Genomic DNA, 20,024 nt, shown 5'->3' on the forward strand with positions numbered 1-20,024 from the left:
ACGGAAGCGGAAAGTAACGCTACGGCTTCTGGCCGCTCTCCCTGGCGCCGAAACTCCGGCGAGCCCTCCCGTGAGGTCGGGCTGGCGCCTTGCAGCGCCACGGGTCGTGCACAGGGCTCTGCGCGCCCCTGTGTGCCTCAGTCCGCCCACTTCCGATCGTCCTATGTCAAGTGAATCGCGGACGGCCCACCGTGAGTTCATCCGAAGGGGTGGCGAATGGTGGCGTTTCCCGGATCGCCATGGCTGGACGGGTGATCGTGGGACTACTGTGAGTGTGCGAGGTCTGGGGGCACATGCACCCGTGGGTATGCCGGAGGCAAGTCGTCAGCTCGTTCGAAGGGTGAGAACCGCCGGACGGGAAGCCGTATGTACCGGCATTCTGATAGGGCTTGGCGCACTCGGTGACAAGCGGACCGCGCTCGGCGACACACGCCGGTCCGCACTCGGCGACACAGTGGTCTCAGGGATGGGGGCGTTCCAGTGGGCGGCAACGGCGGTAGCGGGACGAACGCTGACAAGCGCCCCAACGAGCTGCTCGGCTCGTGGTTCGTGCGCAGCGGCTGGTCCAAGGGCGAGCTGGCCCGCCAGGTGAACCGCAGGGCACGCCAGTTGGGCGCGAACCACATCTCCACCGACACCTCCCGGGTGCGCCGCTGGCTGGACGGGGAGAACCCGCGCGAGCCGATCCCGCGGATCCTCTCGGAGTTGTTCTCCGAACGCTTCGGCTGTGTCGTCTCCATCGAGGACCTCGGCCTGCGCGCCGCCCGCCAGTCGCCCTCCGCGTCGGGTGTCGACCTGCCGTGGACGGGCCCGCAGACGGTGGCCCTGCTCAGCGAGTTCTCGCGCAGCGACCTGATGCTGGCGCGGCGCGGCTTCCTCGGGACCTCGCTGGCCCTGTCCGCGGGCCCGTCCCTCATCGAGCCCATGCAGCGCTGGCTCGTGCCGACCCCGTCCTCCCCGGCCCCGGCCGAGCCCGACACCGTCCTCGACCCGCGCCGGCACGGCCGGCTCTCCAAGCCCGAGATGGACCTCCTGGAGTCCACCACGCGGATGTTCCGCCAGTGGGACGCCCAGTGCGGCGGCGGCCTGCGCCGCAAGGCGGTCGTCGGCCAGCTGCACGAGGTCACCGACCTCCTCCAGGAACCCCAGCCCGAGGCCACCACCCGCAAGCTCTTCAAGGTCGCCGCCGAACTCGCCGAACTCGCGGGCTGGATGTCGTACGACGTGGGACTGCAGCCCACCGCGCAGAAGTACTTCGTGCTCGCCCTGCACGCGGCCAAGGAGGCCGGCGACAAACCGCTCGGCTCCTACGTCCTGTCCAGCATGAGCCGCCAGATGATCCACCTCGGCCGCCCCGACGACGCCCTGGAGCTGATCCACCTCGCGCAGTACGGCAGCCGGGACTGCGCGAGCCCGCGCATCCAGTCCATGCTGTATGCGATGGAGGCCCGCGCCTACGCCAACATGGGCCAGCCCGGCAAGTGCAAGCGGGCCGTGCGCATGGCCGAGGACACCTTCGCCGAGGCCGACGAGTGGGACGAGCCGGACCCGGACTGGATCCGCTTCTTCTCCGAGGCCGAACTGTTCGCGGAGAACTCCCACTCCTACCGCGACCTGGCCTACGTCGCCGGTCGCAGCCCCACCTACGCCTCGCTGGCCCAGCCGCTGATGGAGCGGGCGGTCGAGCTGTTCTCCAAGGACCACGAGCACCAGCGCTCGTACGCCCTCAACCTGATCGGCATGGCCACCGTGCACCTGCTGCGGCGTGAACCCGAGCGCAGCACCGAGTACGCCTCGCAGGCCATGGGCATCGCCAAAAAGGTGCGCTCGGAGCGCGTGAACACTCGTATCCGAAAGACGGTCGCCGCGGCCGTCCGCGACTTCGGCGAGCTGACCGCCGTCGCCGACCTCTCCGAGCAGCTCGCCGTCGACCTGCCCGAGACCGCCGAGGCGGTCTGACCCACACCGTCTCCGCAGGCCCCGGCCGCGGCCGGCCCTCCCGAACAGCCCGACTCGGCTCCCCCGCGCCAGGTCGTCGGAGAGGCCGGCCGCGGCCGGTTCTCTCTGCGTGGGGACTGCCCGCAGAAGGTTGCGCCACGATAACGATCGGCATGCCCGATATCCGGCAGTTCATCGACGCGTAACACGCCCGGCGCCTTCGTCACCCCGGCGAAACAACGAGGGGCTTCCACCGAAACGGCGCTGCGCCAGTCTCGTGGCGCATAACCGGCCTGCCCCACCACCCGCCGGTCCGCTCAGGCACCGCCCGCACGGGGCCGTACCAACCGACGAGGAGACGCCGATGGCACCAGCCATCACGCTTGCCGCGGAGGCACCCAAGCTGTCGTCCGCGAACACAGGCTTCATGCTCATTGCTTCCGCCCTGGTGCTGATCATGACGCCGGGCCTCGCCTTCTTCTACGGAGGCATGGTCCGCGTCAAGAGCACCCTCAACATGCTGATGATGAGCTTCATCAGCATGGGCATCGTCACGATTCTGTGGGTGCTCTACGGCTTCTCCCTCGCCTTCGGCACGAACAACAGTTTCATCGGCTGGGACTCCGACTGGTTCGGCCTGCGCAAGATCGGTCTGACGGAGCTCTGGCCCGGCTACACCATCCCGATCTTCGTGTTCATGGTCTTCCAGATGATGTTCGCGATCATCACCCCGGCCCTGATAAGCGGCGCCCTCGCGGACCGCGTCAAGTTCTCGGCCTGGTCGCTCTTCATCGCCCTGTGGCTGACGATCGTCTACGTCCCGGTCGCCCACTGGGTCTGGGGTTCCGACGGCTGGGCCTTCAAGCTCGGCGTGATCGACTTCGCGGGTGGTACGGCGGTCCACATCAACGCGGGTGCGGCGGCGCTCGGTGTCATCCTCGTCATCGGCAAGCGCGTCGGCTTCAAGAAGGACCCGATGCGCCCGCACAGCCTCCCGCTGGTCATGCTCGGTGCCGGTCTGCTCTGGTTCGGCTGGTTCGGCTTCAACGCCGGCTCGTGGCTCGGCAACGACGACGGCGTCGGCGCGCTGATGTTCGTCAACACGCAGGTCGCCACCGGTGCCGCCATGCTGGCCTGGCTCGCCTACGAGAAGATCCGCCACGGCGCGTTCACCACGCTGGGCGCCGCCTCCGGCGCGGTCGCCGGCCTGGTCGCCATCACCCCGTCCGGTGGTGCGGTCTCGCCGCTCGGCGCGATCGCCGTCGGCGCCATCGCCGGTGTCGCCTGCGCCGCCGCCGTCGGCCTGAAGTTCAAGTTCGGCTACGACGACTCGCTCGACGTGGTCGGCGTCCACATGGTCGGCGGCATCATCGGCTCCCTGCTGATCGGCTTCTTCGCCACCGGCAAGGGCCAGTCCACCGCGACCGGTGTCTTCTACGGCGACCACTCCTTCACCCAGCTGTGGAAGCAGTGCGCAGGTGTCGGCGCGGTCCTCGCCTACTCCCTGATCGTCTCCGCGGTCCTCGCCTTCCTGCTGGACAAGACGATCGGCATGCGGGTCACCGAGGACGAGGAGGTCTCGGGCATCGACCAGGCCGAGCACGCCGAGACCGCATACGACTTCAGCGGCGCCGGCGGCGGTGTCGTCGGCTCCCTCGCCGGCTCCTCGGCCCTGGCCGCCCCGCAGACCAAGAAGGTGGACGCATGAAGCTCATCACCGCCGTCGTGAAGCCGCACCGGCTGGACGAGATCAAGGAGGCCCTGCAGGCCTTCGGCGTCCACGGGCTGACGGTCACCGAGGCAAGCGGTTACGGTCGTCAGCGGGGCCACACCGAGGTCTACCGCGGTGCCGAGTACACCGTCGACCTGGTCCCCAAGATCCGTATCGAGGTGCTGGCCGAGGACGACGACGCCGAGCAGCTGATCGAGGTCATCGTCAAGGCGGCCCGCACCGGCAAGATCGGTGATGGCAAGGTCTGGTCCCTGCCCGTCGAGACGGCCGTACGGGTCCGCACCGGCGAGCGCGGCCCGGACGCGCTCTGACCAACCGAAGGACAGGAGTCGCTGGGTGACGGGGACGGATGTGCGAAGCGAAGCGGAAGACTCGGGACCCAGCGGCTACGCGGCGGCCCGGCTGCGCCTCCTCACCGAGGAGGCGCGGTCCGGGCCGCCGCGCCGTGCCGCCCTCGCCGAGCTGACCGACGACTGGCTCGCCGGGCTGTTCACGGCGGCGGCCGGAGCGGTGAAGGGCGCCTCGCTCATCGCCGTCGGCGGCTACGGCCGCGGGGAGCTGTCCCCGCGCAGCGACCTGGACCTGGTGCTGCTGCACGACGGCAGCGACCCCGGCGCGGTCGCCGCCCTCGCCGACCGCCTCTGGTACCCCGTGTGGGACCTCGGCCTGGCGCTCGACCACTCCGTGCGCACCCCGGCGGAGGCCCGGAAGACCGCAGGGGAGGACGTGAAGGTCCAGCTCGGCCTGCTGGACGCCCGTCACCTGGCCGGTGACCAGTCCCTGACCGCCTCCCTGCGCACGGCCGTCCTGGCCGACTGGCGCAACCAGGCGCCGAAACGCCTCCCCGAGCTGCAGGAGCTGTGCGCCGAGCGCGCCGAGCGCCAGGGCGAGCTGCAGTACCTGCTGGAACCCGACCTGAAGGAGGCCCGCGGCGGCCTGAGGGACGCCACCGCTCTGCGCGCCGTGGCCGCGTCCTGGCTCGCCGACGCCCCGCGCGAGGGCCTCGCCGACGCCCGACGCCGCCTGCTCGACGTACGCGACGCCCTCCACCTCGCCACCGGCCGGGCCACCGACCGGCTCGCGCTGCAGGAACAGGACCAGGTCGCCGCCGAGCTGGGTCTGCTGGACGCCGACACCCTGTTGCGCCAGGTGTACGAGGCGGCGCGCGTCATCTCGTACGCCAGTGACGTCACCTGGCGCGAGGTGGGGCGCGTGCTGCGCTCACGCGCCGTACGGCCGCGCCTGCGCGCCATGCTGGGCGGCGGCAAGCCCGCAACCGAGCGCTCCCCGCTGGCCGAGGGCGTCGTGGAGCAGGACGGCGAGGTCGTGCTCGCCCGCGCCGCGCGCCCCGAACGCGACCCCGTGCTCCCGCTGCGCGCCGCGGCCGCCGCCGCCCAGGCAGGCCTCCCGCTCTCCCTGCACGCCGTACGGCGCATGGCGGCCACCGCGCGGCCCCTGCCGGTGCCCTGGCCCGCCGAGGCGCGGGAACAGCTCGTGACCCTGCTCGGCTCCGGCCGCCCGACCGTCGACGTCTGGGAGGCCCTGGAGGCGGAAGGTCTGATCAGCGGCCTCCTGCCCGACTGGGAGCGGGTCCGCTGCCGCCCGCAGCGCAACGCCGTCCACCTCTGGACCGTGGACCGGCACCTGATCGAGACCGCCGTCCGCGCCTCCGAGCTCACCCGCCGCGTCAGCCGCCCCGACCTGCTCCTCGTCGCCGCCCTGCTGCACGACATCGGCAAGGGCTGGCCCGGCGACCACTCGGTGGCCGGCGAGATCATCGCCCGCGACGTGGCCGCCCGGATCGGCTTCGACCGCACCGACGTGGCCGTGCTCTCCACCCTCGTACGGCACCACCTGCTGCTCATCGAGACGGCCACCCGGCGCGACCTGGAGGACCCCGCCACGGTCCGCTCGGTCGCCGAGGCGGTCGGCACCCAGAGCACCCTGGAACTGCTGCACGCCCTCACCGAGGCGGACGCGCTGGCCACCGGCCCGGCCGCCTGGTCCTCCTGGCGCGGCTCCCTCGTCGCCGACCTGGTACGGCGCGTCTCCGCCGTCCTGGCCGGGGACGTCCCGGCGGAGCCCGAGCCGGGCGCACCCACCGCCGAGCAGGAACGCCTCGCCATCGAGGCCTTCCGCACCGGCAGCCCGGTCCTGGCGCTGCGCCCCCAGGCAGAACCGCCCGCGGACCAGGACCCGGCGGAGGAACCCGAGCCCCTCGGCGTCGAACTGCTCATCGCCGTACCCGACCAGCCGGGCGTACTGCCCGCGGTCGCCGGCGTCCTCGCCGTGCACCGGCTGACCGTCCGCACCGCCGAGCTGCGGACCCTCGGCCTGCCCGACGACGTCGACGACGGCGGCTCGGTGCTGCTGCTGAACTGGCGGGTCGCCGCCGAGTACGGCTCCCTGCCCCAGGCCACCCGGCTGCGCGCCGACCTCGTCCGCGCCCTGGACGGCTCCCTGGACGTCGCGGGCCGGCTCGCCGAACGCGACGCCGCCTACCCCCGCCGCCGCGGCTGGGTCGCCCCGCCGCCCCGCGTGAAGGTGGCCCCGGCGGCCTCCCGCCACGCCACGGTCATCGAGGTACGGGCCCAGGACGCCCCGGGGCTGCTGTACCGCATCGGCATGGCGCTGGAGAAGGCGGGCGTACGGGTGCGCAGCATGCACGTCAGCACGCTGGGCTCCAACGCGGTGGACGCCTTCTACGTCACGACGGGCACGGGGGCGCCGCTGCCGCCCCAGGACGCGGCGTCGACGGCCAAGGTCCTCGAGGACACGTTGCGGGCGTGACGCGCCCGCTCCCCGCTGACGCGGGGGTGCGTCCCCGCCCGCCGCATCCGGCGGGCGGGGACGATTTGCCCGCGGGGCCGGATACCCTGGAGGGCAGCCCGAAACGACTCCGACTCCGAGGACCGACGCCACCGTGTTCGATACCCTCTCCGACCGCCTCAGCGCGACGTTCAAAAATCTCCGCGGCAAGGGCAGGTTGTCCGAGGCGGACATCGACGCCACGGCACGCGAGATCCGCATCGCGCTCCTCGAAGCCGACGTGGCCCTGCCGGTCGTCCGCACGTTCATCAAGAACGTCAAGGAGCGCGCCCTCGGCGCCGAGGTCTCCAAGGCGCTGAACCCGGCCCAGCAGGTCCTCAAGATCGTCAACGACGAGCTGGTGACCATCCTCGGCGGCGAGACGCGGCGCCTGCGCTTCGCCAAGCAGCCGCCCACGGTGATCATGCTCGCGGGTCTCCAGGGCGCCGGTAAGACCACCCTCGCGGGCAAGCTCGGCCGCTGGCTGAAGGAGCAGGGCCACTCGCCGCTGCTCGTCGCCTGCGACCTCCAGCGCCCGAACGCCGTCAACCAGCTGAGCGTCGTCGCCGAGCGCGCCGGTGTCGCCGTCTACGCCCCGGAGCCGGGCAACGGCGTCGGTGACCCGGTGAAGGTCGCCAAGGACTCCATCGAGCACGCCAGGACCAAGGTCCACGACATCGTGATCGTGGACACCGCCGGCCGCCTCGGCATCGACGCCGAGATGATGCAGCAGGCCGCCGACATCCGGGACGCGGTCTCCCCGGACGAGATCCTGTTCGTCGTCGACGCGATGATCGGTCAGGACGCCGTCAACACCGCCGAGGCCTTCCGCGACGGCGTCGGCTTCGACGGCGTGGTGCTCTCCAAGCTCGACGGCGACGCCCGCGGTGGTGCCGCGCTGTCGATCCGGCAGATCACCGGCAAGCCGATCATGTTCGCGTCGAACGGCGAGAAGCTGGACGACTTCGACGCCTTCCACCCGGACCGGATGGCCTCCCGCATCCTCGACATGGGTGACCTGCTCACCCTGATCGAGCAGGCGGAGAAGACCTTCAGCCAGGAAGAGGCCGCCAAGATGGCCTCGAAGCTGGCGTCCAAGAAGGGCCAGGACTTCACCCTGGACGACTTCCTGGCCCAGATGGAGCAGGTCCGCAAGATGGGCTCCATCTCCAAGCTGCTCGGCATGCTCCCGGGCATGGGCCAGATCAAGGACCAGATCCAGAACATCGACGAGCGGGACGTCGACCGTACCGCCGCGATCATCAAGTCCATGACCCCGGGCGAGCGCCAGGATCCGACGATCATCAACGGCTCCCGCCGCGCCCGTATCGCGCGCGGTTCCGGTGTCGAGGTCAGCGCGGTGAAGAACCTGGTCGAGCGGTTCTTCGAGGCGCGCAAGATGATGTCCCGCATGGCCCAGGGCGGCGGCATGCCCGGCATGCCGGGCATCCCGGGCATGGGCGGCGGCCCCGGCCGCGCCAAGAAGCAGCCGAAGAAGGCCAAGGGCAAGCAGCGCTCCGGCAACCCGATGAAGCGCAAGCAGCAGGAGCTGGAGGCGGCTCAGCGTCGCGAGGCGGCCGGGCAGGGCGGCGCGTTCGGCCTGCCGCAGCAGGGCGGTCAGGAGTTCGAGCTGCCGGACGAGTTCAAGAAGTTCATGGGCTGATCCTTCGCCGCTCCACCTGTGGGCGTGCCGGGGGTTGGTCGGTGTCGTACCGTCCGCATATGACCAACCCCGCGCCGCCACGCCAGTCACCCGACCAGCCCTGGCGAACCGAGGGCGCACCCGAGGAGCCGCAGCGGCAGCCGCCGGGCGGGCGCCGGATGCGCGGCGGCTGGTGGCGGCTGATCCTCGCCGCCCTGGTCGTGTACCTGATCGCCAACCTGGTGCTGTCGTACGCCGATCAGGCCAACGAGCCGACGATCTCGTACACCGAGTTCAGCAAACAGGTGAACGCCGGCAACGTCGAGAAGATCTACGCCAAGGGCGACTCCATCCAGGGCCAGCTCAGAAAGGCGCGGGAGAGGCCGGGCGGCCACGGGACGTACACCAAGTTCAACACCGAGCGGCCCTCGTTCGCGGACGACGACCTCTGGGCGAACCTGACCAAGCACGACGTCACCGTCACGGCGCAACCCGTCGTCCAGCACCGCAGCTTTCTGGCCAATCTGCTGATCTCGCTGGCGCCGATGCTGCTGCTGATCGCCGTGTGGGTGTTCATCGCCCGGCGGATGCGCGCGGGGCTCGGCGGCGCGGGCGGCATGCTCGGCCGCAAGGAACCGCCCAAGCCGGTGGAGCTGGTGCCGGGGCAGAAGCGCACGACCTTCGAGGATGTGGCCGGCATCGACGAGGTCGAGGGCGAGCTGAACGACGTCGTCGACTTCCTGAAGAACCCCGACGCCTACCGGCGCATGGGCGCCAAGATGCCCCGCGGGGTGCTGCTCGCGGGCCCGCCCGGCACGGGCAAGACGCTGCTCGCGCGCGCGGTGGCGGGGGAGGCCGGGGTGCCGTTCTTCTCGGCGTCCGCCTCCGAGTTCATCGAGATGATCGTCGGCGTCGGCGCCTCCCGGGTGCGTGAGCTGTTCGCCGAGGCCCGCAAGGTCGCCCCCTCGATCATCTTCATCGACGAGATCGACACCATCGGCCGGGCCCGCGCGGGCGGCTCCGGGGTCGGCGGGCACGACGAGCGCGAGCAGACGCTGAACCAGATCCTCACCGAGATGGACGGCTTCTCCGGCTCCGAGGGCGTCATCGTCGTCGCGGCCACCAACCGCGCCGACATCCTCGACCCGGCCCTGACCCGCCCCGGCCGCTTCGACCGGGTGGTGCAGGTCTCGCCGCCGGACCGCGGCGGCCGTGAGGCCATCCTGGAGATCCACACCCGCGGCATCCCGCTCGCCCCGGACGTCGACCTCGCCCAGGTCGCGGCCAGCACCCCGGGCATGACCGGCGCCGACCTGGCCAACCTCGCCAACGAGGCCGCCCTGCTCGCCGTCAAGCGCAAGCAGGAACGGGTGACACGGACCGACGTCTCCGAAGCCCTGGAGAAGATCCAGCTCGGTGCCGAGCGCCCGCTGGTGATGCCCGAGGAGGAGCGCCGGCGCACCGCCTACCACGAGAGCGGCCACGCCCTGCTCGGCATGCTCCAGCCGGGCGCCGACCCGGTCCGCAAGATCACCATCGTGCCGCGCGGCCGGGCGCTCGGGGTCACGCTGTCCACGCCGGAGGCGGACCGGTACGCGTACACCGAGGAGTACCTGCGCGGCCGGATCATCGGCGCGCTCGGCGGGATGGCGGCCGAACAGGTCGTCTACGGCGTCGTCACCACCGGCTCCGAGAGCGACCTGGAGCAGGTCACCGGCATCGCGCGCGGAATGGTGTCCCGCTGGGGCATGAGCGAGCGGGTCGGCCGCCTCTCCGCGCTGCCCAATGACGCGCAGCAGGCCTACGGTCTCGCCGCCGCCCCGCAGACCCTCGACGTGATCGACACCGAGATGCGCCGGATCGTCGACGAGTGCTACGAGGAGGCGTGCCGCAAGCTCCAGGACCACCGCGGCCAGTTGGACGCCCTCGCCGAGGCGCTGCTGGAGAACGAGACGCTGGAGGAGGCGGACGCGTACCGGATCGCCGGCGTCACCCGCCTGACGAAGGACCTGGACTGAAGCGAGCTACCGGGGCACGCGGGCGATCAGGTAGCGGAAGACGTTGGGCATCCACACGGTGCCGTCCGGACGCCGGTAGGGGTGCAGGGCCTCCGCCAGCTCCTTGTCGACCTGCTTGCCGTCGGTGGCGGCGATCGCCGCGTCGAACAGTCCCGTCGACAGCAGGCCCCGTACGGCACTGTCGACGTCGGCGTACCCGAACGGGCAGGCCACCCGCCCCGAGCCGTCCGGCTTCAGCCCGGCCCGCTGGGCGACCTCCTCCAGGTCGTCGCGCGCGGCCGGCCGCCAGCTGCCCGCGCTGCGCAGGGGATCGGCCAGTTTCGTCGCCACCCGCAGCACCGAGGAGGTGGCACAGCGCTCCGGCGGCCCCCAGCCGGCCAGCACCACGGCCGCCCCCGGCCCGGCCAGCGGCAGCGCCCGCGCCAGCAGCTCGCCGAGCCCCTCGGAGTCGCCCGCCAGACAGCCGATCGGCTCGAACACGGTCACCAGGGTGTACGCGGGCGGCCGGGAGCCGGCCGCGTCCCCGGGCAAGGCCTCCAGGAGTGTCGCGCCCCCACGCGCGCGCGTGCCCCGCATTCCGGGCGGCGCGTCCGGCAGCAGGCGCTCGCGCGCGAGGGAGAGCCGTTCGGAGCAGGAGTCGACACCGGTGACCGCGGCCCCTCTGGTGGCCGCAATCAGCAGGGCGAGCCCGGTACCGCATTCCAGGCCCAGCACCCGGGTGCCGGGGCCCACTTCAAGTCGCTCGTGGACGGTCTCGTAGAGCGGCACCAGCATCCGCTCCTGGATCTCGGACCAGTCACGCGCGCGTGCGCACAGGTTCACGCGGGGTGGTGCGGAACCCGCGTGAGACAGGTGTTCCCGCACGAGCGTAGGTGTCATAGGTAAGCGCCCCAATCCGCCGACAGTTCACCGCAGTGCCCGATCGCGTGGTCCCCGTGTCGTGCGTTCGCACTCTCCACGTATGCCAGGTAACTCCCGGCTCGCGATGCCGTCCAGGGGTCGAGGGGCCCCGCTTGGGGCGGGGTGGCGAGTGTGGCGAGATTTCACATCCCGGCAATCCGCAGGACCGTACGGTGGCCGCTCCCGGACGGCTGGGCCGCGCACCGGGCGGACCGGCCCGCTGCCGACGGCGGATCCGCGCGCGGTAACGCCACGGCCGTCACGGACGCTGAACGGGATGAGGTCTCCGCCCGAGAGCGGCCGAAACGCCTCTTGCGCATCCGCCGGCCCCGGCAGCCGCGGGGTCTACGCGCCGGGGCGTACGTCGGACTACGCACCGGCTTGGTAGGAGCTGTGAGGCTTCTCCGCAGATCAGCGCACCCGCCCTCGTCAGGACGCATCAGTGGCAACTGACGGGTACGTGCAAATTATTTGGGATGCCCCGGAATAGGAACACAGGGGCACCCACGCTCGTTGTCATTACGTGAGCACGACACAGACACCACCTGTTCTCGCCGCAGAGCTGGCGCAGGCGTGGGCCGACATTCAGCGGTACCACCCCGAGCTGCCGGACCTTGCCGCGCCAGAGTCCCTGATCGGGGAGTCGTCGTCCGCGTGCGGTCACGAACTCTCCTTCGAGCGGCTGCTTCACGAGGCAGTCCATGGCGTCGCCGCCGCCCGCGGCGTCCGCGACACCTCCCGCGCCGGCCGCTACCACAACCGCCGTTTCCTCGCCATCGCCGAGGAGCTGGGCCTGGACCACCCCGAGGAGCCGCATCCGAGCAGCGGCTTCTCCCTGGTCACGCTCAGCCCCGAGGCCAAGCGGCGCTACCGCCCGACGATCGAGCGGCTCCAGCGCGCGCTGAAGGCGCACACGGCGGCCACCTCCTCCGACACCTCGCGCACCTTCCGCGGCCCGGCCGCCCGGCACGGCTCCTCCGGCGGCGGCGTCCGTGTGAAGGCGGTCTGCGACTGCGGCCGCAACGTCCGGGTGGTCCCCTCGGTCCTGGCCCAGGCACCGATCGTGTGCGGCGGCTGCGGCAAGCCGTTCCGCATCCCGGAGGTGGCGGGGGCGGCGTAGCGGCGGACGGCCACGAACCCCGGCATCTCGTGGGTGCCGGTCAGGCGGTCCGCGCGCACCACCCCCGCAGCGCCGAGCAGCGCACCCGACGTGCGATCACCTCCACGCCGGGTGCCGCTGTGCCATGCCCGGCACCGGGTCCCGTACCCGAGGCCAGGAGCGACCCGCGGGGTGTGGCACAATGGCTAGCTGTACTCGACAGCCGCACAGGACCCCTCTCTCCTCCGGCTGACGCGTCCATCGGGCACTCGGGTACCGCAACCCCACGCGGCAGCTCGCCGTGCCCAACCACGTCAAATCCAGGAGAACCCACTCCCGTGGCAGTCAAGATCAAGCTGAAGCGTCTGGGCAAGATCCGTTCGCCTCACTACCGCATCGTCGTCGCCGACTCCCGTACCCGCCGTGACGGCCGGGCCATCGAGGAGATCGGCAAGTACCACCCGACCTACAACCCGTCGGTCATCGAGGTGGACGCCGAGCGCGTGGCGTACTGGCTGGGTGTCGGCGCGCAGCCGACCGAGCCCGTCCTCGCCATCCTGAAGAAGACCGGCGACTGGCAGAAGTTCAAGGGCGAGCCGGCTCCCGCGCCGCTGCTCGTCGCGGAGCCCAAGGCCGCGCGTCCGTCGTTCGAGGCTCTCGGCGGTGACGACGAGGGCAAGGGTGAGGCGATCACCCAGAAGAAGAAGGCTGAGAAGAAGGACGAGGCCGCTGCCGAGTCCTCCGAGTCGACCGAGGCCTGAGCAACATGCTCGAAGAGGCGCTTGAGCACCTCGTGAAGGGCATCGTCGACAACCCTGACGATGTGCAGGTGGCCTCGCGCAACCTGCGCCGCGGGCGCGTGCTGGAGGTCCGGGTCCACCCCGACGACCTCGGCAAGGTGATCGGCCGCAACGGCCGTACCGCGCGTGCTCTGCGTACCGTCGTGGGCGCCATCGGCGGCCGCGGTGTCCGCGTCGACCTGGTCGACGTGGACCACGTCCGCTGACGCTTCATCGCAACCGGCTCGGGCCGGGGAGGGCCACTGGCCGTCCCCGGCCCGCAGTCGTATGAGCAGGACGCAGGAGATGACAGGAGAATTGGACACGTGCAGCTGGTAGTCGCACGGATCGGCCGTGCCCATGGCATCAAGGGCGAGGTCACCGTCGAGGTACGCACCGACGAGCCGGAACTGAGGCTCGCGCCCGGCGCCGTACTCGCCACGGACCCCGCCACCACGGGACCGCTGACCATCGAGACGGGGCGCGTCCACAGCGGCCGCCTCCTCCTGCGGTTCGAGGGCGTCACCGACCGCAACGCCGCCGAGGCCCTGCGCAACACCCTCCTGATCGCCGAGATCGACCCGGAGGAACTGCCCGAGGGCGAGGACGAGTACTACGACCACCAGCTCATCGACCTCGACGTGGTCACCGAGGACGGCACGGAGGTCGGCCGGATCACCGAGATCTCGCACCTGCCCTCGCAGGACCTGTTCATCGTGGAGCGCCCGGACGGCGGCGAGGTGATGATCCCGTTCGTCGAGGAGATCGTCACCGAGATCGACCTCGAGGAGCAGAAGGCCGTCATCGCGCCCCCGCCCGGCCTGATCGACGACCGCGCCGAGATCGCCTCGTCGAAGGACGCGGGGGACGAGTCGTAATGCGCCTCGACGTCGTCACGATCTTCCCCGAGTACCTGGAACCCCTGAACGTCTCCCTCGTCGGCAAGGCACGCGCGCGCGGGCAGCTCGACGTCCACGTGCACGACCTGCGCGCGTGGACGTACGACCGGCACAACACCGTCGACGACACGCCCTACGGCGGCGGTCCCGGCATGGTCATGAAGACCGAGCCCTGGGGCGACGCCCTGGACACGGTCCTCGCCGACGGCTACGAGAGCGGCGCCGGGGCCCCCGCGCTCATCGTCCCCACCCCCAGCGGCCGTCCCTTCACCCAGGAACTGGCGGTCGCGCTCTCCGAGCGCCCCTGGCTGATCTTCACCCCGGCCCGCTACGAGGGCATCGACCGGCGCGTGATGGACGAGTACGCCACGCGGATGCCGGTCCACGAGGTGTCCATCGGCGACTACGTCCTCGCCGGCGGGGAAGCGGCCGTACTCGTCATCACCGAGGCGGTCGCCCGGCTGCTGCCCGGCGTCCTCGGCAACGCCGAGTCCCACCGCGACGACTCCTTCGCGCCCGGCGCCATGGCCAACCTGCTCGAGGGTCCCGTCCACACCAAGCCGCCCGTGTGGCGCGGCCGGGCCATCCCGGACGTGCTGCTCAGCGGCCACCACGGGAAGATCGCCCGCTGGCGGCGCGACGAGGCGCTGCGGCGTACGACGGCCCACCGGCCCGACCTGATCGAGCGCTGCGACCCCAAGGCCTTCGACAAGAAGGACCGCGAGATGCTCTCCATCCTGGGCTGGGAGCCCGACCCGGAGGGGGAGCCGTACGGCCGATTTTGGCGGCGGGCCGAGGGCGTGGAAGAATAGGCCGCTGTTGTGCGCCCGTCCGGCGTGCGCCCCTGCCACAGGGGGACACGACGCCCGCCCCGACCCGCACGGCAGCCTCCTGTACACCTATCTCCCGTTGATGACCTGTGGCATCAGCGAAGAAAGCAGACGAAATGTCTCACCTGCTCGACTCCGTCGACGCCGCGTCGCTGCGCAGCGACGTCCCGGCCTTCCGTCCGGGCGACACCGTCAACGTCCACGTCCGCGTCATCGAGGGCAACCGCTCCCGTGTGCAGCAGTTCAAGGGCGTTGTGATCCGCCGCCAGGGCTCCGGTGTCCGCGAGACCTTCACGGTCCGCAAGGTCTCGTTCTCCGTCGGCGTCGAGCGCACCTTCCCGGTGCACACCCCGATCGTCGAGAAGATCGAGCTGGTCACCCGTGGTGACGTGCGCCGCGCCAAGCTGTACTACCTCCGTGAGCTGCGCGGCAAGGCCGCGAAGATCAAGGAGAAGCGCGAGAACTGAGCGCTTTTCCGGGGTCACAGCGGAGCCGGATAGCATGCGGCTCCGATGGACACCGAAGCACAGCAGACGGAACGCGACCGCTCCTCCCACCCCGGTTCTCCGGGGCCGGAGGGCCGGTCGCGTTTCGCGTTGGTGGCGCGGATCACCGAGTGGCTGCCCGGTGGCCGGATCACCCTCACCGGCCTCGTCTGCCTGGTGTTTTTGCTGCTTCTCAACGCTTTCGTGGTGCAACCGTTCCAGATTCCGAGCGGATCCATGGAACAGGGATTGAGGATCGGAGACCGCGTCCTCGTAAATAAGTTGGCGTACCGTTTCGGTGCCCAGCCACGCCGCGGTGACGTGGTTGTCTTCGACGGGACCGGGTATTTCGGGGACGCCGACTACATCAAGCGCGTGGTCGGTGTGGGGGGCGACCACGTGGTCTGCTGCGACAAGGAGGGGAGGCTCGAGGTGAACGGCCGGCCGGTCGACGAGACGGCGTTCCTCCATCCCGGGGACACCCCGTCCAGCGTCCCGTTCGACGTCGTCGTGCCCGCGGGCCGCCTCTTCCTCCTCGGCGACCACCGCAGCGACTCCAGCGACTCCCGCGACCACCTGGGCTCGCCCGGCGGCGGCATGATCCCCGTCGGCGACGTCATCGGCCGCGCCGACTGGATCGCCTGGCCGTACGCCCACTGGACGCACCTGACGCGGCCGTCCGCCTACGCGCGCGTGCCCGCGGCCCCCACGGGAGGCGCCCATGGGTAACCGGGGCAAACCCCGCGGGGTGCCCGACAACCCCGCCGAGAGCCTGCTGCCCACCGGCACGCGCCGCACCTCCTCCTCGGCGCCGGGCGGCGGACGCACGCGCGCGGAGCGGCGCAAACTGCAGCGCAAGGTGAAGCGCAAGCGCAGGCGTTCGGCCGTTCGAGAGATCCCTCTGCTGGTCGGTGTCGCCGTCCTCATAGCGCTGGTCCTGAAGACGTTCCTCGTCCAGGCGTTCGTGATCCCGTCGGGCTCCATGGAACAGACGATCCGGATCGGCGACCGCGTCCTGGTCGACAAGTTCACCCCGTGGTTCGGCTCCAAGCCGCAGCGCGGGGACGTCGTGGTGTTCCACGACCCGGGCGGCTGGCTCGCCGACGAACAGACCCCCAAGGCGAACGACCCCGTCGTCGTCAAGCAGGTCAAGGAGGGCCTCACCTTCATCGGCCTGCTGCCCTCGGCCAACGAGAAGGACCTGATCAAGCGGGTCATCGGGGTCGGCGGCGACCACGTCAAGTGCTGCGACGCGCAGGGCCGGGTCACCGTCAACGGCGTGCCGCTGACCGAGAGCGACTACCTGTACCCGGGGAACGCGCCCTCCCTCACCCCCTTCGACATCACGGTGCCCCAGGGGCGCCTGTGGGTGATGGGCGACCACCGGGCCAACTCCGCGGACTCCCGCGTCCACCAGAACACCCCGTACGGCGGAACGGTCTCCGAGGACTCGGTGGTCGGCCGGGCCATGGCCATCGGCTGGCCCATCGGTCACTGGACCGGCCTCGACGAACCTAAAACCTTCGCAAGCGTCTCCGACTCCGTGTCGGGGTCGACCGCCGCGCCTCTGCTGTCGCATAGGGTTGCTCCCGACGATCGATACGGAATGACCCAGCTCCCGACCCCTGCGGAACTCCCGCTCGTTATGGGAGTGGTGGGCCTGCACCGTGTATGGGGCAGGCGGCGGCACAGAGTAAGGAGTTGGCGTGGGGGATGTGGCGGTTGGCGCACGGTCGGGACACGACGGCGAGGAGCACCGCGGGCACCCCGTGGAGGCGAACGCTCATGCTCAGGACGGCGCCATGACCTCCGGAGACCCGGATTTCCCGGAGTCCGGCGACGGCACGCCGGAGGACCGGCGGCCCGAGACCGGGAGTGAGGAGACGGCGCGCGCGCCGAAGAAGCCGCGCTCCTTCTGGAAGGAACTGCCGATCCTGATCGGCATCGCGCTGGTCCTGGCGCTGCTGATCAAGACGTTCCTGGTCCAGGCGTTCTCGATCCCGTCGGACTCGATGCAGAACACCCTGCAGCGGGGTGACCGCGTCCTGGTCGACAAGCTCACCCCGTGGTTCGGCTCCCAGCCCGAGCGCGGCGAGGTCGTGGTCTTCCACGACCCGGACAACTGGCTGGCGGGCGAGCCGACGCCCACCCCGAACCCGGTGCAGAAGGTCCTCAGCTGGATCGGCCTGATGCCGTCCGCCGAGGAGAAGGACCTGATCAAGCGGGTGATCGGCGTCGGCGGCGACACCATCCAGTGCAAGGGCACCGGCCCGCTGACGGTCAACGGCAAGGCGCTGTACGAGCCGTACGTCTACCCCGGCAACACCCCCTGCAGCCAGGACGACCAGGGCGGCACCTTCAAGGTCACGGTCCCCAAGGGCTACATCTGGGTGATGGGCGACCACCGCCAGAACTCGCGCGACTCGCGCTACAACCAGTCCGACCGGCACCACGGCATGGTCCCCGTCGACAAGGTCGTCGGCCGCGCCGTCGTCAAGGCCTGGCCGGTCAACCGCTGGGGCACGCTGCCCATCCCGGACACCTTCGACCAGGGCCTGGACAAGAAGAAGTCCTCCGCGGCCTCGACCCTGCCGGCGGCGCCGGGTGCCGTGGCGGTGGCGGCGGTCCTGCCGGTGGCCGTGTGGCGGCGCCGGCGGACGACGAAGGCCGCGCGGGACTGAGTCGCCGACAGCCTCCGGGGCGGGTGCGGTCACTTCTTGACCAACCCAGTCCGGCCGGAGGGTGGGCCGGACTCGTACCGCCGGGTAGGGTGCGGGTCCATGGGCGAGAGCACGACGCGTACGGCCCCGCAGCGCGCGGGCGCGGGCACGGCAAAAACCGGCGGCAGCCGGACACGTCAGCGGCTTTCCGGGCTGGCCGTGGCGCTGGGCCTGGTGCTGTTCCTCGGCGGGTTCGTCTGGGGAGCGGTGCTGTACCGGCCGTACACCGTGCCCACCAGCTCGATGACCCCGACGATCGACGCCGGCGACCGGGTGCTGGCCGAGCGCGTCGACGGCGCCGACGTCCGCCGCGGCGACGTCGTCGTCTTCCGGGACCAGAGCTGGGTCACCAACGCCAACGTGGTCAAGCGGGTCGTCGCGGTCGGCGGCGACACCGTCTCCTGCTGCACCGACGGCAAGCTCACCGTCAACGGCAAGCAGATCGACGAGCCCTATCTGCCCAAGGGCAGCCTGGCCGAGCTCACGAACTTCCCGACGGTGACCGTGCCCAAGGGCCGGCTCTTCCTCCTCGGCGACGAGCGCCAGGGCTCCCTGGACTCCACCGCCCACCTCACCGACGCCGCCAAGGGCACGGTGTCCCGGGGCGCCGTCTCCGCCCGCGTCGACGCCGTGGTCTGGCCCCTGAAGGGCGGGCTCGAGCGGCCCACCGGCTTCGAGGCCCTCGGCCCACTGTCCCGGCCCGGCCCGCTGCGGACCATCGAGCTGGTCATCGCCGCCGGCGGTGTGCTGGTCCTCGCGGGCGGCGCCTACGGCCCCATCGCGGGACGCCTGGGCCGCTCCCGCCGCCGCAGCGGCCCGGAGACCGCCGGTGTCCGCTGAGCCCGTGCCGACGGGCGAGGACGCCCAGCAGGGCGGCCTGCGCAGGGTGGCCCGGGTGGTCCTGCTCGACCCCGATGACCGCATCCTGCTGCTGCACGGCCACGAGCCGGACGATCCGTCCGACGACTGGTGGTTCACCCCCGGGGGTGGCGTGGAGGGCACCGAGACGCGCGAAGAGGCCGCGCTCAGGGAACTCGCCGAGGAGACCGGCATCACCGAGGTCGACCTCGGCCCGGTGCTGTGGCGCCGGCGCTGCTCGTTCCCGTTCGCGGGCCGCCGCTGGGACCAGGACGAGTGGTACTACCTGGCCCGTACGACCCAGACGGCGACCGCGGCCCAGGGCCTGACCGAGCTGGAGCGGCGCAGTGTCGCCGGAGCGCGCTGGTGGACGTGTCGGGAACTGGGCCGGGCACGTGAGACGGTGTATCCGACCAGACTCGCCGGGCTGCTGCGCACGCTGCTCGACGAAGGTCCCCCGGCCAGGCCCGTGACCCTCGACACCGAAATCGTCTGAGGGCTCGTCGGACTGGCGCACAATGGGGGGATCGCACGGCTGAAGGGGAACATGCCATGAGCGCCGAGGACCTCGAGAAGTACGAGACCGAGATGGAGCTGAAGCTCTACCGGGAGTACCGCGACGTCGTCGGTCTGTTCAAATACGTGATCGAGACCGAGCGGCGTTTCTATCTCACCAACGACTACGAGATGCAGGTGCACTCGGTCCAGGGCGAGGTGTTCTTCGAGGTGTCCATGGCAGACGCCTGGGTGTGGGACATGTACCGGCCGGCCCGCTTCGTCAAGCAGGTGCGCGTGCTCACGTTCAAGGACGTGAACATCGAGGAGCTGAACAAGAGCGATCTGGAGCTCCCGGGCGGGTGACGGAGTTTTCCACAACCTCGGAGTGGTCCACGAAGATCAACAACTGTCGGGCGGATGCGTGACCGTTGGCGCCGGAGGTGGTGCCGACATGAGCAGGGCACGCAAGGGACTCGGCAGGTACGGCGAGGATCTGGCCGCGCGGCGGCTGGCCGAGGCCGGGATGACGATCCTGGAGCGCAACTGGCGCGCGGGACGGACCGGCGAGATCGACATCGTGGCGCGGGACGGGAGCACGCTGGTCGTCTGCGAGGTGAAGACCCGCAGGGGCGGCGACTTCCAGCACCCGATGGCCGCGCTGACCCCCAGGAAGGCCCAGCGTCTGCTGGGCCTGGCCGAACGCTGGATCCACAGCCACGGGGGAGCGCCGCCCGGAGGTGTCCGCATCGACCTGGTCGGCGTCCTCCTGCCCCGCCGGGGCGGCCCCTGCGTCGAGCACGCGCGGGGGGTGGCCTGAC

20 protein-coding genes are annotated in these 20,024 nt (G+C 71.1%); 19 read left to right on the forward strand and 1 reads right to left on the reverse strand.

Features of this window, described 5'->3' with window-relative positions:
• The first annotated feature begins 480 nt into the window (after positions 1 to 480).
• The 6 genes from nsdA (at position 481) to ftsH (ending at position 10,138) form a co-directional block, all read left to right on the forward strand.
• Positions 481 to 1,959, forward strand: coding sequence for a transcriptional repressor NsdA (gene nsdA, locus ACZ404_RS27605; RefSeq protein WP_468444406.1), 1,479 nt, complete (start codon positions 481 to 483; stop codon positions 1,957 to 1,959).
• Positions 1,960 to 2,302: 343 nt separating this feature from the next.
• The gene (locus ACZ404_RS27610) at positions 2,303 to 3,646 is read left to right on the forward strand and encodes an ammonium transporter (RefSeq protein ID WP_468444408.1); all 1,344 of its coding nucleotides are present in this window, start codon (positions 2,303 to 2,305) and stop codon (positions 3,644 to 3,646) included.
• Positions 3,643 to 3,981, forward strand: a complete 339-nt coding sequence (locus tag ACZ404_RS27615) for a P-II family nitrogen regulator (protein ID WP_030990174.1) — start codon at positions 3,643 to 3,645, stop codon at positions 3,979 to 3,981. Before ACZ404_RS27610 ends, ACZ404_RS27615 begins: the two co-directional genes overlap by 4 nt.
• A 25-nt stretch (positions 3,982 to 4,006) precedes the next feature.
• The gene (locus tag ACZ404_RS27620; RefSeq protein ID WP_468444410.1) at positions 4,007 to 6,460 is read left to right on the forward strand and encodes a [protein-PII] uridylyltransferase; all 2,454 of its coding nucleotides are present in this window, start codon (positions 4,007 to 4,009) and stop codon (positions 6,458 to 6,460) included.
• A gap of 133 nt (positions 6,461 to 6,593) precedes the next feature.
• The gene (gene ffh, locus ACZ404_RS27625) at positions 6,594 to 8,141 is read left to right on the forward strand and encodes a signal recognition particle protein (protein WP_468444412.1); all 1,548 of its coding nucleotides are present in this window, start codon (positions 6,594 to 6,596) and stop codon (positions 8,139 to 8,141) included.
• 59 nt (positions 8,142 to 8,200) lie between these two features.
• Positions 8,201 to 10,138: an ATP-dependent zinc metalloprotease FtsH gene (gene ftsH, locus ACZ404_RS27630; protein WP_468444413.1), complete on the forward strand. Its 1,938-nt coding sequence runs from the start codon at positions 8,201 to 8,203 to the stop codon at positions 10,136 to 10,138.
• A gap of 6 nt (positions 10,139 to 10,144) precedes the next feature.
• Here ftsH and ACZ404_RS27635 read toward each other — a convergent pair whose 3' ends face one another.
• Complete coding sequence (locus ACZ404_RS27635) at positions 10,145 to 11,017, reverse strand: class I SAM-dependent methyltransferase (protein WP_468444415.1); 873 nt, start codon at positions 11,015 to 11,017, stop codon at positions 10,145 to 10,147.
• Positions 11,018 to 11,561: 544 nt separating this feature from the next.
• On the opposite strand from ACZ404_RS27635, the gene ACZ404_RS27640 reads away from it, so the two are divergent.
• The 13 genes from ACZ404_RS27640 (at position 11,562) to ACZ404_RS27700 (ending at position 20,023) form a co-directional block, all read left to right on the forward strand.
• Positions 11,562 to 12,158 carry a hypothetical protein gene (locus tag ACZ404_RS27640; RefSeq protein ID WP_468444417.1) on the forward strand — a complete coding sequence of 199 codons (597 nt, stop codon included), beginning with the start codon at positions 11,562 to 11,564 and terminating at the stop codon, positions 12,156 to 12,158.
• A 317-nt stretch (positions 12,159 to 12,475) separates the two neighbouring features.
• Positions 12,476 to 12,898 (forward strand): 30S ribosomal protein S16, encoded by a 423-nt coding sequence (gene rpsP, locus ACZ404_RS27645; RefSeq protein WP_468444419.1) that lies wholly within the window; start codon positions 12,476 to 12,478, stop codon positions 12,896 to 12,898.
• A 5-nt stretch (positions 12,899 to 12,903) separates the two neighbouring features.
• The gene (locus ACZ404_RS27650; protein ID WP_003973401.1) at positions 12,904 to 13,143 is read left to right on the forward strand and encodes an RNA-binding protein; all 240 of its coding nucleotides are present in this window, start codon (positions 12,904 to 12,906) and stop codon (positions 13,141 to 13,143) included.
• Positions 13,144 to 13,242: 99 nt separating this feature from the next.
• Positions 13,243 to 13,794 (forward strand): ribosome maturation factor RimM, encoded by a 552-nt coding sequence (gene rimM / locus ACZ404_RS27655; RefSeq protein ID WP_468444421.1) that lies wholly within the window; start codon positions 13,243 to 13,245, stop codon positions 13,792 to 13,794.
• A complete protein-coding gene (trmD, locus tag ACZ404_RS27660) occupies positions 13,794 to 14,627 on the forward strand; it encodes a tRNA (guanosine(37)-N1)-methyltransferase TrmD (protein WP_468444423.1) in 834 nt (277 codons plus the stop codon). The genes rimM and trmD overlap by 1 nt, the downstream gene beginning before the upstream one ends.
• Positions 14,628 to 14,761: 134 nt before the next feature.
• Entirely contained in the window at positions 14,762 to 15,112 is a 351-nt protein-coding gene (gene rplS, locus ACZ404_RS27665) for a 50S ribosomal protein L19 (protein WP_073941167.1), read from the forward strand.
• Positions 15,113 to 15,157: 45 nt separating this feature from the next.
• A complete protein-coding gene (lepB, locus tag ACZ404_RS27670) occupies positions 15,158 to 15,859 on the forward strand; it encodes a signal peptidase I (protein WP_468444425.1) in 702 nt (233 codons plus the stop codon).
• Positions 15,852 to 17,009: a signal peptidase I gene (gene lepB / locus ACZ404_RS27675; protein ID WP_468444427.1), complete on the forward strand. Its 1,158-nt coding sequence runs from the start codon at positions 15,852 to 15,854 to the stop codon at positions 17,007 to 17,009. Before lepB (ACZ404_RS27670) ends, lepB (ACZ404_RS27675) begins: the two co-directional genes overlap by 8 nt.
• The gene (gene lepB, locus ACZ404_RS27680; RefSeq protein ID WP_468444429.1) at positions 16,933 to 17,811 is read left to right on the forward strand and encodes a signal peptidase I; all 879 of its coding nucleotides are present in this window, start codon (positions 16,933 to 16,935) and stop codon (positions 17,809 to 17,811) included. The genes lepB (ACZ404_RS27675) and lepB (ACZ404_RS27680) overlap by 77 nt, the downstream gene beginning before the upstream one ends.
• Before the next feature lie 99 nt (positions 17,812 to 17,910).
• Entirely contained in the window at positions 17,911 to 18,690 is a 780-nt protein-coding gene (gene lepB, locus ACZ404_RS27685) for a signal peptidase I (protein ID WP_468444431.1), read from the forward strand.
• Positions 18,680 to 19,204 carry an NUDIX hydrolase gene (locus ACZ404_RS27690; protein WP_468444433.1) on the forward strand — a complete coding sequence of 175 codons (525 nt, stop codon included), beginning with the start codon at positions 18,680 to 18,682 and terminating at the stop codon, positions 19,202 to 19,204. Before lepB (ACZ404_RS27685) ends, ACZ404_RS27690 begins: the two co-directional genes overlap by 11 nt.
• A gap of 56 nt (positions 19,205 to 19,260) precedes the next feature.
• Positions 19,261 to 19,569 carry a DUF2469 domain-containing protein gene (locus tag ACZ404_RS27695; protein ID WP_003965949.1) on the forward strand — a complete coding sequence of 103 codons (309 nt, stop codon included), beginning with the start codon at positions 19,261 to 19,263 and terminating at the stop codon, positions 19,567 to 19,569.
• A gap of 58 nt (positions 19,570 to 19,627) precedes the next feature.
• The gene (locus tag ACZ404_RS27700) at positions 19,628 to 20,023 is read left to right on the forward strand and encodes a YraN family protein (protein ID WP_468444435.1); all 396 of its coding nucleotides are present in this window, start codon (positions 19,628 to 19,630) and stop codon (positions 20,021 to 20,023) included.
• The last annotated feature ends 1 nt before the right edge of the window (position 20,024 follow it).

Source organism: Streptomyces sp. NPDC030798 (genome assembly GCF_055572275.1).

What these genes read in the sequence shown, in the direction of transcription:
- ACZ404_RS27610 (WP_468444408.1), top strand. Translation starts at nt 2,303, where the DNA reads ATGGCACCAGCCATCACGCTTGCCGCGGAGGCACCCAAGCTGTCGTCC.
- ACZ404_RS27615 (WP_030990174.1), top strand. Translation starts at nt 3,643, where the DNA reads ATGAAGCTCATCACCGCCGTCGTGAAGCCGCACCGGCTGGACGAGATC.
- ftsH (WP_468444413.1), top strand. Translation starts at nt 8,201, where the DNA reads ATGACCAACCCCGCGCCGCCACGCCAGTCACCCGACCAGCCCTGGCGA.
- ACZ404_RS27635 (WP_468444415.1), bottom strand. Translation starts at nt 11,017, where the DNA reads ATGACACCTACGCTCGTGCGGGAACACCTGTCTCACGCGGGTTCCGCA.
- ACZ404_RS27650 (WP_003973401.1), top strand. Translation starts at nt 12,904, where the DNA reads ATGCTCGAAGAGGCGCTTGAGCACCTCGTGAAGGGCATCGTCGACAAC.
- trmD (WP_468444423.1), top strand. Translation starts at nt 13,794, where the DNA reads ATGCGCCTCGACGTCGTCACGATCTTCCCCGAGTACCTGGAACCCCTG.
- rplS (WP_073941167.1), top strand. Translation starts at nt 14,762, where the DNA reads ATGTCTCACCTGCTCGACTCCGTCGACGCCGCGTCGCTGCGCAGCGAC.
- lepB (WP_468444425.1), top strand. Translation starts at nt 15,158, where the DNA reads ATGGACACCGAAGCACAGCAGACGGAACGCGACCGCTCCTCCCACCCC.
- lepB (WP_468444427.1), top strand. Translation starts at nt 15,852, where the DNA reads ATGGGTAACCGGGGCAAACCCCGCGGGGTGCCCGACAACCCCGCCGAG.
- lepB (WP_468444429.1), top strand. Translation starts at nt 16,933, where the DNA reads ATGACCTCCGGAGACCCGGATTTCCCGGAGTCCGGCGACGGCACGCCG.
- lepB (WP_468444431.1), top strand. Translation starts at nt 17,911, where the DNA reads ATGGGCGAGAGCACGACGCGTACGGCCCCGCAGCGCGCGGGCGCGGGC.
- ACZ404_RS27695 (WP_003965949.1), top strand. Translation starts at nt 19,261, where the DNA reads ATGAGCGCCGAGGACCTCGAGAAGTACGAGACCGAGATGGAGCTGAAG.